This window comes from Halomonas sp. LMYGS-3 (assembly GCF_059509875.1).
In genome coordinates this window covers 14,165-28,645 of sequence record NZ_JCAKFQ010000006.1, presented here as the reverse complement: position 1 = coordinate 28,645, position 14,481 = coordinate 14,165, and the positions used below count along the sequence as shown (strand labels likewise).

Annotated in this window: 14 protein-coding genes; 13 read left to right on the top strand and 1 reads right to left on the bottom strand. The window is 65.7% G+C overall.

Annotation, left to right across the window (positions count from 1 at the left end):
- Nucleotides 1-39: 39 nt before the first annotated feature.
- A complete protein-coding gene (locus AC5W54_RS07400; protein WP_495961430.1) occupies nt 40-942 on the bottom strand; it encodes a LysR family transcriptional regulator in 903 nt (300 codons plus the stop codon).
- Nucleotides 943-1,046: 104 nt separating this feature from the next.
- Here AC5W54_RS07400 and AC5W54_RS07395 point away from each other — a divergent pair, with 104 nt between their 5' ends.
- The 13 genes from AC5W54_RS07395 to AC5W54_RS07335 all read left to right on the top strand — a co-directional run bounded on the left by AC5W54_RS07395 (nt 1,047) and on the right by AC5W54_RS07335 (nt 14,474).
- Entirely contained in the window at nt 1,047-2,165 is a 1,119-nt protein-coding gene (locus AC5W54_RS07395) for a muconate/chloromuconate family cycloisomerase (protein ID WP_495961429.1), read from the top strand.
- 103 nt (nt 2,166-2,268) lie between these two features.
- Nucleotides 2,269-2,559, top strand: coding sequence for a muconolactone Delta-isomerase (gene catC, locus AC5W54_RS07390; protein ID WP_495961428.1), 291 nt, complete (start codon nt 2,269-2,271; stop codon nt 2,557-2,559).
- Nucleotides 2,560-2,603: 44 nt separating this feature from the next.
- Nucleotides 2,604-3,578 (top strand): catechol 1,2-dioxygenase, encoded by a 975-nt coding sequence (gene catA, locus AC5W54_RS07385; RefSeq protein ID WP_495961427.1) that lies wholly within the window; start codon nt 2,604-2,606, stop codon nt 3,576-3,578.
- 115 nt (nt 3,579-3,693) lie between these two features.
- Nucleotides 3,694-5,073 (top strand): Rieske 2Fe-2S domain-containing protein, encoded by a 1,380-nt coding sequence (locus tag AC5W54_RS07380; protein ID WP_495961426.1) that lies wholly within the window; start codon nt 3,694-3,696, stop codon nt 5,071-5,073.
- A gap of 31 nt (nt 5,074-5,104) precedes the next feature.
- On the top strand, nt 5,105-5,593 hold the full coding sequence (gene benB, locus AC5W54_RS07375) for a benzoate 1,2-dioxygenase small subunit (protein WP_495961425.1): 489 nt from the start codon (nt 5,105-5,107) through the stop codon (nt 5,591-5,593).
- 24 nt (nt 5,594-5,617) lie between these two features.
- Entirely contained in the window at nt 5,618-6,661 is a 1,044-nt protein-coding gene (gene benC / locus AC5W54_RS07370) for a benzoate 1,2-dioxygenase electron transfer component BenC (protein ID WP_495961424.1), read from the top strand.
- Nucleotides 6,658-7,452: a benzoate diol dehydrogenase BenD gene (gene benD / locus AC5W54_RS07365; protein ID WP_495961423.1), complete on the top strand. Its 795-nt coding sequence runs from the start codon at nt 6,658-6,660 to the stop codon at nt 7,450-7,452. Before benC ends, benD begins: the two co-directional genes overlap by 4 nt.
- An 87-nt stretch (nt 7,453-7,539) precedes the next feature.
- Complete coding sequence (locus AC5W54_RS07360; protein ID WP_495961422.1) at nt 7,540-8,781, top strand: benzoate/H(+) symporter BenE family transporter; 1,242 nt, start codon at nt 7,540-7,542, stop codon at nt 8,779-8,781.
- A gap of 551 nt (nt 8,782-9,332) precedes the next feature.
- Nucleotides 9,333-10,307 (top strand): catechol 1,2-dioxygenase, encoded by a 975-nt coding sequence (catA, locus tag AC5W54_RS07355; protein WP_495961421.1) that lies wholly within the window; start codon nt 9,333-9,335, stop codon nt 10,305-10,307.
- 115 nt (nt 10,308-10,422) lie between these two features.
- Complete coding sequence (locus AC5W54_RS07350; RefSeq protein ID WP_495961420.1) at nt 10,423-11,790, top strand: Rieske 2Fe-2S domain-containing protein; 1,368 nt, start codon at nt 10,423-10,425, stop codon at nt 11,788-11,790.
- Between the two features lie 13 nt (nt 11,791-11,803).
- Nucleotides 11,804-12,292 carry a benzoate 1,2-dioxygenase small subunit gene (gene benB, locus AC5W54_RS07345; RefSeq protein WP_495961419.1) on the top strand — a complete coding sequence of 163 codons (489 nt, stop codon included), beginning with the start codon at nt 11,804-11,806 and terminating at the stop codon, nt 12,290-12,292.
- 83 nt (nt 12,293-12,375) lie between these two features.
- Nucleotides 12,376-13,548, top strand: coding sequence for an ABC transporter substrate-binding protein (locus AC5W54_RS07340; protein ID WP_495961418.1), 1,173 nt, complete (start codon nt 12,376-12,378; stop codon nt 13,546-13,548).
- Nucleotides 13,549-13,613: 65 nt separating this feature from the next.
- The gene (locus AC5W54_RS07335) at nt 13,614-14,474 is read left to right on the top strand and encodes a branched-chain amino acid ABC transporter permease (RefSeq protein WP_495961417.1); all 861 of its coding nucleotides are present in this window, start codon (nt 13,614-13,616) and stop codon (nt 14,472-14,474) included.
- Nucleotides 14,475-14,481: the final 7 nt, after the last annotated feature.

The window sequence follows — 14,481 nt, the reverse complement described above, 5'->3', positions numbered from 1 at the left end:
GCAATCGTGGCGTGATTGTCGAGCGTGGCCTTCGGGGGCTCAGGGATAGCGCCCGCTGCGCCGGTTCTCCACCAGCACCTCGAGAATGGCGTTGGCCTCTTGCATGACCGGCGAGGGCTTCTCGCCGCGCCGGCGGCTGCACAGTACCGGCGAGGTGAGGCTCTTGTCGGCCAGGTAGGCGAAGACGATGTCATCCCGGCGTACCCGCTTGACCTGTTCGGGGACCAGGGTGATGCCGATCTCCGAGGCCACCAGGCCCAGCGCGGTCTGCAGTTCGTTGGCCTCCTGCACCACCTCCACCTTGAGGCCATGACGGCGAAACAGGCCGAGGACCGTATCGGCCAGGCTGGGGCGTGGCTTGGCAGGGAAGAGGATCAAGGGATAGCGGGCCAGTTCCGCCAGGCTGGGGGTGGTGCCTGCCAGGGGATGGCCCTCGGGCAGGGCGGCCATCAGCGGCTCGTCGAACAGCACCTCCTGCTCCACGTCCGGGTCGTCGATCTTGAGGCGGCCGAACCCGATGTCGATGCGCCCGGCCTTGAGGGCCTGGATCTGCTGCACCGTGGTCAGCTCCGCCAGGGTCAGCTCGACATTATCCTTTTGTCGTAACCCGCGTACCAGCAGCGGCAACTGTCCATAGAACACCGACGGCACGAAGCCGATGCCGAACATCACGCGCTTGCTGCGGGCCATGCGCCGCGTCGCCTCCAGGGTGGCATCGACCTTTTCGAGGATCTGGATGGCGTGCTGACGGAAGAACTGCCCTGTGGTGGTCAGGCGCAGTCCGCGCGGCCCGCGCTCGAACAGCTCGGCCCCGACTTCATGCTCCAACTGCTTGATCTGTCTGGATAACGGCGGCTGTGACATGTGCAGCCGTTCGGCGGCGCAGGTCAGGTTCAGCTCCTCGGCGACCACGCAGAAGTACCTGAGATGGCGCAGTTCCATGATACCTCCTGGGTATGGCAGGGCACCCAAACAATATTGGTTCGATCTTCACGCTGCAATCAAACTGCCACGCAATTACCAGATTGCCGGACTTCGGAGCCCTTATGACATCCGTGATCGACACCATCGAGACGCTGCTGGTCGACCTGCCGACCATCCGCCCCCACAAGCTCTCCATGACCACCATGGCCTGCCAGACCCTGGTCATCGTGCGCATGCGCCACAGTGACGGTATCGAGGGCCTGGGCGAGGGCACCACCATCGGTGGCCTGGCCTACGGCCCCGAGAGTCCCGAGAGCATCAAGCGCAACATCGACACCTACCTGGCGCCGCTGCTGGTTGGTCAGCCCTCCGGCAACGTCAATGCCCTGCGCGCCCGCCTGAACCGCCATGCCCGCGGCAACAGCATCGCCAAGTCGGCGCTCGAGACCGCGCTGCTAGATGCCCAGGGCAAGCGGCTGGGCCTCTCCGTGGCCGAACTGCTCGGTGGCGCCCGCCACGATCACCTGCCGGTGCTCTGGACCCTGGCCAGCGGCGATACCCGCAAGGACATCGATGAGGCCTTCCAGCGCCTCGAAGACCGCCGCCACTGCGACTTCAAGCTGAAGATCGGCGCCAACCCCGTGGACCAGGACGTACGCCACGTGGCCGCCATCAAGGAGGCCCTGGGCGAGCGGGCCAGCGTGCGCGTCGACGTCAACCAGGCGTGGAACGAGTCCACCGCGGTGCGCGGCATCCAGGCCCTGCAGGACGCCGGGATCGAGCTGATCGAGCAGGCCATTCCCGCCCGCGAGCACGCCGGCCTGATCCGCCTGGCCAACCGCTTCCGCGTGCCGATGCTCGCCGACGAGGCGGTGGCCGACGCCCGCGACGGCCTCGACCTGGCGGCCGGCGGCTTCAGCGGCGCCTACGCCCTGAAGATCGCCAAGTCCGGGGGGCTCTACGGGGCGCTGGAGCTGGCCCATGTGGCCCAGGCCGCCGGCATCGGCCTCTACGGCGGCACCCTGCTCGAGGGCACCATCGGCACCGCGGCGTCGCTGCACGCCTGGGCGACGCTGGACGAGTTGGCTTGGGGCACCGAGATGTTCGGCCCGCTGCTACTCAAGGACGACATCGTCGAGACGCCCCTCAGCTACCACACGTTCGGTGTCGACCTGCCCAAGGGGCCGGGTCTCGGCATCACCCTGGATGAAGACAAGCTGGCGCACTACGCCCGTCACTAAGAGTCGCGCACGTAATGGCCCGCCAGTGAGTGCCGTGCAAGCCAACGCCCGCCCATGAGCGGGCAGGCCACAAGAATCGATACGACAATTGGAGGAGAGCGTCATGCTGTTTCAAGTGGAAATGACCGTCAAGCTGCCGCCGGACATGCCGGCCGAGCGGGCCGCCGAGATCAAGGCGACCGAGAAGGCGTACTCCCAGGAGCTGCAGCGCACCGGCAAGTGGCGCCACCTGTGGCGGGTCGCCGGCAGCTACTCGAACGTCAGCATCTTCGACGTCGAGGACAACGCCGAGCTGCAGGAGATCGTCTCGAACCTGCCGCTGTTTCCGTACATGGCGATCAGCGTCAAGCCGCTGTGTCGCCACCCGTCTTCCATCCGCGAGGACGACTCCTGAGTCGATCACAAGAACGCGCAGAACATTACCGAGGATAGATGACCATGACCGTGAAGATTTTCGATACTCCCGAAGTGCAGGACTTCCTGAAGGCCGTCAGCGGCTTCGACCAGGCCGGTGGCAACGAGCGCGCCAAGCAGATCATGCACCGCCTGCTCTCCGACCTCTACCGCCTGATGGACGACTACGACGTCAGCGCCGAGGAGTTCTGGTCCGCCGTCAGCGTACTCAACGCGCTGGGCAACGGCACCCAGTTCGGCCTGCTGGCACCGGGGCTGGGCTTCGACCACTACCTGGACATGCGCATGGACGCCGCCGACGCCGAGCGCGGCCTGCTGGGCGGCACCCCGCGCACCATCGAGGGCCCGCTTTACGTGGCCGGCGCTCCGGAGGCCGAGGGCTTCGCGCGCCTGGATGACGGCACCGACCAGGACGGCGAGACCATGTGGCTGACCGGCCAGGTGCGTGACGTCGACGGCCACCCCGTCGCCGGCGCCAAGGTCGAGATCTGGCACGCCAACTCCAAGGGCGGCTACTCCTTCTTCGATCCGACCCAGTCCGAGTACAACCTGCGCCGCAGCATCCTCACCGACAGCGAAGGCCGCTACACCGCGCGCAGCATCATCCCCTCCGGCTACGGCTGCCCGCCGGACAGCCCGACCCAGCAGGTGCTCGACCTGCTCGGCCGCCACGGCCAGCGCCCGGCGCATATCCACTACTTCATCTCCGCCCCGGGCCACAAGCACCTGACCACCCAGATCAACCTGGCCGGCGACCCCTACACCTTCGACGACTTCGCCTTCGCCACCCGCGAGGAGCTGGTGGTGGAAGGCAAGCGCATCGAGGATCCGGCCGAGGCCGAGAAGCGCGCGCTGGACGGCCCCTTCACCGAGGTGGTGTTCGACATCGAGCTGGCGAAGACCGACGCCCCCGAGCTGCAGGTGCGCCACGCCCGCCCGCGGGCCAAGGAAGACGAGCAGGACAAGCACAGCCAGCTGGCCGGTAGCGCCAAGGTCTGATCGGCAGCTGCCGCTGACCTCCAGCCAGGAGCGCCGGGGGCAGGCCGAATGAGGAAGCAGGCCTGCCGCCGGATCAGCTCCGAGCCATCACGACAAGATACCGAGGATCTGGATCATGACCACTCAGCTTGACCAACTCGAACAGCGTGTCCGCGGCGCCGTCGTCGACGACGCCGAGGCCGGCATCTTCCGCTGCCACCGCAGCATGTTCACCGACCCGGCCTTCTTCGACCTGGAGATGAAGCACATCTTCGAGGGCAACTGGCTGTTTTTGGCCCACGAGAGCCAGATCAGTGAGCCGGGCGACTACTTCACCGTGACCCTGGGGCGCCAGCCGGTGGTCATCACCCGCGACAAGCAGGGCGAGCTGCACGGCCTGATCAACGCCTGTGCCCACCGCGGCGCCACCCTGTGCCGCCGCAAGCAGGGCAACAAGGGCACCTTCACCTGCCCCTTCCACGGCTGGACCTTCAAGAACGACGGCACGCTGCTCAAGGCCAAGAACGAGAAGACCGGCGCCTACCCGGACGGCTTCAAGCAGGAGGGCTCCCACGACCTCAAGCGCCTGCCGCGCTTCGCCAACTACAAGGGCTTCCTGTTCGGCAGCCTGAGCGATGACGTCCAGCCGCTCGAGGCGTACCTGGGCGAGACCACCAAGATCATCGACAACATCGTCGACCAGGCGCCGGAGGGCCTGGAGATCCTGCGCGGCACCTCGTCGTACACCTACCACGGCAACTGGAAGCTGCAGGCCGAGAACGGCGCCGACGGCTACCACGTGAGCTCGGTGCACTGGAACTACGCCTCGACCATGCAGCGTCGCAACTACGATGCCGGCGGTACCCAGGCGGTGGACGCCGACGGCTGGTCGAAGAGTCAGGGCGGTTTCTACTCCTACGAGAACGGCCACATGATGCTGTGGACCCGGCTGCTCAACCCCGAGGTGCGCCCGGTCTACACCCGCAAGGACGAGATCGAGGAGCAGCTCGGCGCGGCGCGGGCCGACTCCATCGTCAACCAGACCCGCAACCTCTGCCTCTACCCCAACGTCTACCTGATGGACCAGTTCTCCACGCAGATCCGCGTGCTGCGTCCGCTGGCCGTGGACAAGACCGAGGTCACCATCTACTGCTTCGCGCCCAAGGGCGAGTCCGCGGAGAACCGCCGGGTGCGCATCCGCCAGTACGAGGACTTCTTCAACGTCTCGGGCATGGGCACGCCGGACGACCTCGAGGAGTTCCGCGCCTGCCAGGACGGCTACAACGGCGCCCTGGCCGAGTGGAGCGACCTGTCGCGCGGGGCCAAGCAGTGGATCGAGGGGGCCGACGAGAATGCCCAGGCGATCGACATGAAGCCGCTGCTCAGCGGGGCCGCCCCCGAGGACGAGGGCCTCTACGTGCTGCACCACAAGCACTGGGTCGAGGAGATGCTGCGCGCCATCGACAAGGAACGCCGCCAGTTCATCGCCACCGAACGTGCGACCGAAAGTGCGTAAGCGCGCCCGAACCGAGAAGGGGAGAGAGACCATGAGCATCAGCTACCACGACATCCAGGCCTTCCTGTACCGCGAGGCGCGCCTGCTCGACGACCGCCAGTGGGACGAGTGGCTGGAATGCTACCGCCAGGACGCGGTTTTCTGGATGCCGGCCTGGGACGACGACGACCAGCTGACCCGCGACCCCGAGGCCGAGATCTCGCTGATCTACTACCCGAACCGCGAGGGGCTCGAGGACCGGGTCTACCGGATCAAGACCGAGCGCAGCGGGGCGAGCACGCCGGAGCCGCGGACCACCCACCAGATCACGAACCTCGAGGTGCTCAAGGAGGCGGGCGACGAGGTGGCGCTGCGCTTCAACTGGCAGACGCTGAGCCATCGCTACAAGGAGACCCAGGTGTTCTTTGGCAGCTCCTTCTACACCTTGGACGTGTCGGGCGAGACGCCGCTGATCGCCAACAAGAAGGTGGTGCTGAACAACGACTACATCCATCAGGTCATCGACGTCTATCACATCTGACCCGGTGCGGGAGGAGATTCAACCATGAGCTACACCATTGCCCTCAATTTCGAGGATGGCGTTACCCGCTTCATCGGCTGCAAGGAAGGGGAAACGGTCCTCGACGCTGCCTATCGGCAGAAGGTCAACCTGCCGATGGACTGCTCCGATGGCGTCTGCGGCACCTGCAAGGGCCACTGCGAACAGGGCGAGTTCGACATGGGTGACGAGTACCTGGAAGAGGCCCTCTCCGATGAGGAGGCCGCCGAGGGCCAGGTACTGACCTGCCAGATGGTGCCGTCCTCGGACTGCGTTATCCAGGTCCCGGTGGCGTCCACCCTGTGCAAGACCCAGGTAGGCAAGCTAGAGGGCACAGTGGCCGTGGTCGAGCAACTCTCCGAGGACAGCATCGAACTGGGCGTGGACCTGGACGACGAGGCTGCGCTCGCCTTCCTGCCGGGCCAGTACATCCACATCGACGTGCCGGGCACCGAGGAGCACCGCTCCTACTCCTTCAGCTCGAAGCCTGGCGATCGACGCGCCACCTTCCTGATCCGCAACATCCCGAACGGGGTGATGAGCGGCTACCTGACTGAGCGGGCCAAGGTCGGCGACCGGCTGGCCCTGACCGGGCCCATGGGTAGCTTCTACCTGCGCGAGATCACGCGCCCGGTGCTGATGCTGGCCGGTGGCACTGGCCTCGCCCCCTTCCTTTCCATGCTCGAACTGCTGGTCCAGAAGCGGGCGGAAGGAAAGACGATCGAGCAGCCGATGCATCTGATCTACGGCGTCAACAAGGACGACCACCTGGTCAAGGTCGATGCCCTGGAGCATTTCGCCGCGGAGCTGCCGACCTTCACCTACTCCACCGTGGTGGTGGATGAGACCAGCGAGCATCCGCGCAAGGGCTATGTGACCCATCACATGGATGCCGAGGTGATGCACGACGGCGACATCGACGTCTACCTGTGCGGGCCGCCCCCCATGGTCGACGCCGTGCTCAAGCACTTCGATAACGAGGGCATCGTGCCGCAGAGCTTCCACTACGAGAAGTTCACCCCCAACAAGGCACCGGGAGAAGCCGCATGAGCCTAGCACGCTTCAGCAACTCTCGTTTCCAGGACCGGGTGATGGTGGTAACCGGTGCCGCCCAGGGCATCGGGCAGCGGGTCGCCGAGCGCGCCGCCGCGGAAGGCGCGCGCCTGGCCTTGGTGGATCGCGCCGACTATGTCCAGGATGTGGCCGCCGAGCTCAAGGCGCAGGGCGTGGAAGCCATCGCCCTGCAGGCCGATCTGGAGACCTGGGAAGGGGCCGAGAGCGTGATGGCCAAGACCCACGAGCATTTCGGCCGTCTCGATATCCTGATCAACAATGTCGGCGGGACCATCTGGGCCCAGCCCTACGAGTACTATCAGCCTGAGCAAATCGAGGCCGAGGTGCGTCGCTCGCTGTTCCCGACCCTGTGGTGCTGTCGGGCGGCGCTGCCGTACCTGCTGGAATCGAAGGGCAATATCGTCAACGTCTCTTCGGTGGCCACGCGTGGCCTGATGCGGGTGCCCTATGCGGCGGCCAAGGGTGGCGTGAATGCCATGACCGTGGCCCTGGCCTTCGAGTACGCCGAGCATGGCATTCGCGTGAACGCCACGGCGCCTGGGGGCACCGAGGCGCCGCCGCGCAAGGTCCCGCGCAACACCGCCGAGCAGAGCGAGCAGGAGAAAGTCTGGTACCAGACCCTGATCAACCAGACCAAGGCCACCAGCTTCATGGGCCGCTACGGCACCCTGGACGAGCAGGCCGGCCCGATCCTGTTCTTGGCCTCCGAGGATGCCAACTACATTACCGGCACCATCGTGCCGGTGGCCGGAGGGGACCTCGGCTAAGCTTCGATGGCTCTGGTCTGTATCACACGGCATTAAGAGAGTGTTGGCAGCCCCACCTATCAATACAACAATCCCCTGGAGCACACCGTGAAACACATCGAAAAGGGCGTGAGCCTCAGGCACGCGCCCCGCGATTTCATTCGAGACCTCAACGTCGATAATGTCAGCGCGGGTCTCGTCGCAGGCATCTTCGGCCTCAGCGCCGGCATCATCCATATCAGTGCCGGGACCGCTGCGGGGCTCGATTCCCACTTCATCATGATCTGGGTCATCAGCTACTTGATGATCAATGGCCTCTTCGGCCTCCTCATGCCCGCCTACTACCGGCTGCCGTTGCCGATGGCCAACTCCATTCCCGGCGCGCTGCTGTTCGCGGCCATCATCCCCGTGGTGGGGCTCGAGGCGGCCCTGGGCGCGACCCTGATCGCCGGCGCCATCTCCCTGGTGGCCGGCCTGGCCGGGGTGATGGGCATCGTGATGAAGCTGATCCCGATGCCGATCGTGATGGGCATGGTCGGCGGCATCCTGCTCAAGTTCGGCCTCAACATGGTGGCGCCGCTGGAGAATGCCATGCTGCCGGCGGCCATCATGATCCTGGCCTTCTTCCTCTCGGCGCGCCTGCTGCGCAAGATACCGCCGCTGATCGTCGCCATGCTGGCCGGTGTCGCCTACATGGCTTACTCCGGCGTCGACTTCTCCGGCGTGGCGTTCTCGGTGACCTTCCCCGAGTTCATCGTGCCCGAGTTCACCCTGGGGGCCTTCCTGGCCTACGGCCTGCCGCTGGCCCTTATCCTGGTGGGGATGGAGACGCCGGCCGGGGTGGGCCTGGTCAAGGGCATGGGCTACAAGCAGGTGCCGGCCAACGCCATTACCGCCGTGGGCGGCGTCGGCACCATGATCTCGGCCTTCTTCAACCTGCACAGCACCTGCATCGCCGCCCCCATGACCGGCATCTGTTCCTCGCCGGAGGCCGGCAAGTCGGACAAGCGCTGGGTCGCGGCGGTGATCGCCGGGGCCATCTTCGTGGTGGCCGCCCCCTTCTATGGCTTCGTGGTCAGCCTGATCGAGGCCATGCCGGGCTACTTCATCGCCATCATCGCCGGTCTGGCCCTGCTGCGGGTGATCACCTCGGCGATGCACATGGCATTCTCGGGCAAGCACGAGATGGGCGGGCTGTTCTCCTTCCTGATTGCCGCTTCCGGCCTGCAGATCCTGGGCATCGGCTCCTCCTTCTGGGCGCTGGTGCTGGGGGTCTTCATCTCGCTGATCTTCGAGACCAAGGACTTCGAGTTCATCAAGCAGATCGGCGAGGAACAGGCTTCCCACTGATCCCAGGCCGCCGGATGGCGGCCTGGGACACCGAGATCCTCCTTGGCCCGTGGCTGCGATAGCAGCGCGGGCCTTTTTTCATGGCGGCTTTCCGAGCCCGCCGTGTCGGCCTCTTATCCTTTTGTCGCAATCTGCACCGCCCCGAGGGTTGAATTCGCGTCCATGGTCCCACCCTGATGCCTGCCGGGCCGACCGAAGAGGGTCGGCAGGGCCCCTGGCCCAGTAGGGAGGTCGAAGGCATTGCAGACGAAATGACTGGGAATTGCTGTCCGGATCAGAGGGGATTTCTCAACTTGTTGATTCCATGGGGATGAGATTGTCTTTTTGCGAGAGGAGAAGAGCTCAAGAAAGCACTTTCGGCGATACCCCTGGGGTATGGGAGGGAACTCAAACGATATTGGTGACACCCCCGCTGCCTGGCCAGAATCCACTCACCACAACAAGAACGCCTCCGTCGAGATGTGGCCTGTCAGGCACCGGAGGCCCCCGACCACTGGCCTTGCATCCCTGACGAGACCGCAGGGCACAACGACAACGACGAGAGCATGACCATGACCGTGAAGATTTTCGATACTCCCGACGTGCAGGACTTCCTGAAGGCCGTCAGCGGCTTCGACCAGGCCGGCGGCAACGAGCGCGCCAAGCAGATCATGCACCGCCTGCTCTCCGACCTCTACCGGCTGATGGACGACTATGACGTCAGCGCCGAGGAGTTCTGGTCCGCCGTCAGCGTGCTCAACGCGCTGGGCAACGGCACCCAGTTCGGCCTGCTGGCACCGGGCCTGGGCTTCGACCACTACCTGGACATGCGCATGGACGCCGCCGACGCCGAGCGCGGCCTGCTGGGTGGCACCCCGCGCACCATCGAGGGCCCGCTCTACGTGGCCGGCGCCCCCGAGGCCGAGGGCTTCGCGCGCATGGACGACGGCACCGACCAGGATGGCGAGACCATGTGGCTGACCGGCCAGGTGCGCGACACCGACGGCCACCCCGTCGCCGGCGCCAAGGTCGAGATCTGGCACGCCAACTCCAAGGGCGGCTACTCCTTCTTCGACCCGACCCAGTCCGAGTATAACCTGCGCCGCAGCATCCTCACCGACAGCGACGGCCGCTACACCGCGCGCAGCATCATCCCCTCCGGCTACGGCTGCCCGCCGGACAGCCCGACCCAGCAGGTGCTCGACCTGCTCGGCCGTCACGGCCAGCGCCCGGCGCATATCCACTACTTCATCTCCGCCCCGGGCCACAAGCACCTGACCACCCAGATCAACCTGGCCGGCGACCCCTACACCTTCGACGACTTCGCCTTCGCCACCCGCGAGGAGCTGGTGGTGGAAGGCAAGCGCATCGAGGATCCGGCCGAGGCCGAGAAGCGCGCGCTGGACGGCCCCTTCACCGAGGTGGTGTTCGACATCGAGCTGGCGAAGACCGACGCCCCCGAGCTGCAGGTGCGCCACGCCCGCCCGCGGGCCAAGGAAGACGAGCAGGACCAGCACAGCCAGCTGGCCGGCACCGCCAAGGTCTGATCGACCCCTGCCATTGACCTCCAGCGAGGAGCGCCGGGGGCAGGTCGAATGAGGAAGCAGGCCTGCCGCCGGCTCCGCTCCGAGCGATCACGACAAGACACCGAGGATCTGGATCATGACCAACAAGCTTGACCAACTCGAGGAACGTGTCAGCGGCGCCGTCGTCGACGACGCCGAGGCCGGCATCTTCCGCTGCCACCGCAGCATGTTCACCGACCCGGCCTTCTTCGACCTGGAGATGAAGCACATCTTCGAGGGCAACTGGCTGTTTCTGGCCCACGAGAGCCAGATCGCCGAGCCGGGCGACTACTTCACCGTGACCATGGGCCGCCAGCCGGTGGTCATCACCCGCGACAAGCAGGGCGAGCTGCACGGCCTGATCAACGCCTGTGCCCACCGGGGCGCCACCCTGTGCCGCCGCAAGCAGGGCAACAAGGGCACCTTCACCTGCCCCTTCCACGGCTGGACCTTCAAGAACGACGGCACGCTGCTCAAGGCCAAGAACGAGAAGACCGGCGCCTACCCGGACGGCTTCAAGCAGGAGGGTTCCCACGACCTCAAGCACCTGCCGCGCTTCGCCAACTACAAGGGCTTCCTGTTCGGTAGCCTGAGCGATGACGTCGCCCCGCTCGAGGCGTACCTGGGCGAGACGATGAAGGTCATCGACAACATCGTCGACCAGGCGCCGGAGGGCCTGGAGATCCTGCGTGGCACCTCGTCGTACACCTACCACGGCAACTGGAAGCTGCAGGCCGAGAACGGCGCCGACGGCTACCACGTCAGCTCGGTGCACTGGAACTACGCCTCGACCATGCAGCGTCGCAACTACGACGCCGGCGGTACCCAGGCGGTGGACGCCGACGGCTGGTCGAAGAGTCAGGGCGGTTTCTACTCCTACGAGAACGGCCACATGATGCTGTGGACCCGGCTGCTCAACCCCGAGGTGCGCCCGGTCTACACCCGCAAGGACGAGATCGAGGCCCAGCTCGGCGCGGCGCGGGCCGACTCCATCGTCAACCAGACCCGCAACCTCTGCCTCTACCCCAACGTCTACCTGATGGACCAGTTCTCCACGCAGATCCGCGTGCTGCGTCCGCTGGCCGTGGACAAGACCGAGGTCACCATCTACTGCTTCGCGCCCAAGGGCGAGTCCGCGGAGAACCGCCGGGTGCGCATCCGCCAGTACGAGGACTTCTTCAACGTCTCGGGCATGGGCACGCCGGACGATCTCGAGGAGTTCCGCGCCTGCCAGGACGGCTACAACGGCGCCCTGGCCGAGTGGAGCGACCTGTCGCGCGGGGCCAAGCAGTGGATCGAGGGGGCCGACGAGAACGCCCAGGCGATCGACATGAAGCCGCTGCTCAGCGGGGCCGCCCCCGAGGACGAGGGCCTCTACGTGCTGCACCACAAGCACTGGGTCGAGGAGATGCTGCGCGCCATCGACAAGGAACGCCGCCAGTTTATCGCCACCGAATCGGCCTGAAGGAGGACATGACATGAGCCTTAGCTACCACGACATCCAGGCCTTCCTGTACCGCGAGGCACGCCTGCTCGACGACCGCCAGTGGGACGAGTGGCTGGCGTGCTACCGCCAGGACGCCGAGTTCTGGATGCCGGCCTGGGACGACGACGACCAGCTGACCCGCGACCCCGAGGCCGAGATCTCGCTGATCTACTACCCGAACCGCGAGGGGCTCGAGGACCGGGTCTACCGGATCAAGACCGAGCGCAGCGGGGCGAGCACGCCGGAGCCGCGCACCACCCACCAGATCACCAACCTCGAGGTGCTCAAGGAGGCGGGCGACACAGTGGAGCTGCGCTTCAACTGGCAGACGCTGAGCCACCGCTACAAGGAGACCAGCGCGTTCTTCGGTACGTCCTTCTACACCCTGGACGTGTCGGGCGAGACGCCACTGATCGCCAACAAGAAGGTGGTGCTGAACAACGACTACATCCATCAGGTCATCGACGTCTATCACGTCTGACGACGACGTATCAGCATGAGCGGGACAGGGACGTCCCCAGCAGAGCACCGAGCTCCAACAACAACTGACCCCTGGGAATCACCATGAAGAATCTCAAGAAGACCGCCCTCGCCACCGTGCTGGGCACCGTTACCCTCATGTCTGCATCCGCCGCCATGGCCGACAACCACCCGGTCAAGCTCGGCCTGATGCTGCCCTACTCCGGCACCTACACGGCCCTGGGCGAGGCCATCACCAACGGCCTCAAGCTCGCCATCGAGCAGAACGGCGGCCAGCTCGGTGGCCGTGATGTCGAGTATGTGCAGCTCGACTCCGAGGCCAATCCCTCCAAGGCGCCCCAGAACATGAGCCGGCTGGTCAAGGGCGATAACGTCGACGTCGTCATCGGCCCGGTCCACTCCGGCGTGGCCATGGGCATGTTGCGGGTGGCCAAGCAGAGCGGCGCCATCACCATCATCCCCAATGCCGGCCTGGAGGCCGCCACCAACCAGCTGTGCATGCCCAATGTCTTCCGCACCTCGTTCAGCATGTGGCAGAACAGCTTCCCGATGGGCAAGGTCGCCCATGATCGGGGGCACCGCGAGGTGGTGACCATCACCTGGGACTACGCCGGTGGCAAGGAGGACGTGGCCGGCTTCAAGGAGGCCTTCGAGGCGGAGGGCGGCGAGATCGTCGAGGAGATCTTCGTCCCCTTCCCGAGCACCGAGTTCCAGAGCTACCTCACCCAGATCGCCAGCATCGCCCCGGATGCCGTCTACACCTTCTTCGCCGGCGGCGGCGGGGTCAGCTTCGTGCGCGACTATGCCGCCGCCGGCCTCAAGGAGAGCATCCCGCTGATGGGCTCGGGCTTCCTCACCGAGGGCAACATCGCCGCACTCGATGGTGCCGGCGAAGGCGTGCTGACCACCATGCACTATGCCGAGACCCTGGACAGCGAGGCGAACCGCGCCTTCATGTCGGCCTACGAGGACGCCTACGGCGTGACCCCGGACACCTACTCGGTGCAGGGCTATGACTCCGGCGCCATGCTGGTCCAGGCGCTCGACGCGGTCGGCGGCAACACCGAGGACCGTGATGCCCTGATCGAGGCCCTGTCCAAGGTGGAGCTCGAGAGCCCGCGGGGCCTGATGAGCTTCTCCGACTCCCACCACCCGATCCAGAACGTCTACCTGCGCGAGATTCGCGATGGCAAGCACGAGGTCGTCGACGTCGCCTTCGAACAGCTCGAGGTGCCGGACGACGCCTGCCAGATGTGAACCGGTGAACGTCTGACTTCCCGGGGCGAGCCTGGCTCGCCCCTTCCATCGCGGAGGAGATCGTCATGGATCTCGCATTCTTTGGTGTGCAGCTCCTCAACGGGCTGCAGTACGGGCTGCTGCTGTTCCTGATCGCCAGCGGCCTGACCCTGATCTTCGGCATCATGGGCATCATCAACCTGGCCCACGGGGCCATGTACATGATCGGGGCCTATCTGGTCTGGGACCTGACCCTGCGGCTGGGCAACTTCTGGCTGGCGATCATCATCGCCATTCCCATCGCCGTCGCCCTGGGCCTGATCATCGAGCGGCTGTTCCTGGATACGCTCTACAAGCGCGACCATCTCTACCAGGTGCTGCTGACCTTCGGCCTGATCCTGGTGATCAACGAGGCGCAGCGCATCATCTGGGGCGGCGACGTCCACAGCGTGGCGATCCCGGCGCCGTTCGACGGGCGCCTGCAACTCACCGACAACCTGCAGTACTCGGTCTACCGGCTGTTCGTGATGGGCGTCTGCCTGGCCCTGGCCGGGGTCATCTACTGGGTGATCCGCCATACCCGGCTGGGTATCATCATCCGCGCGGGGGCCGTGAACCGTGACATGGTGGAGGGCCTGGGCATCAACGTGCGCACCCTCTTCACGCTGATCTTCAGCGTCGGCGTGGCGCTGACCGCCTTCGCCGGCATGATCGCCGCCCCGCTGACTTCCATCACCCCGGGCATGGGCGACAGCATCCTGATCACCTGTTTCGTCGTCGTGGTCATCGGCGGGATCGGCTCGATCAAGGGCGCCTTCTGGGGTGCCATCCTGATCGGCATGGCCGAGACCTTCGGCTCGGTGCTGATTCCCAGCATCGCCAGCATGGTGATCTACCTGATCATGGCTGCCGTGCTGCTGGTCAAGCCCCGTGGCCTGTTCGCTTGAGGAGGAC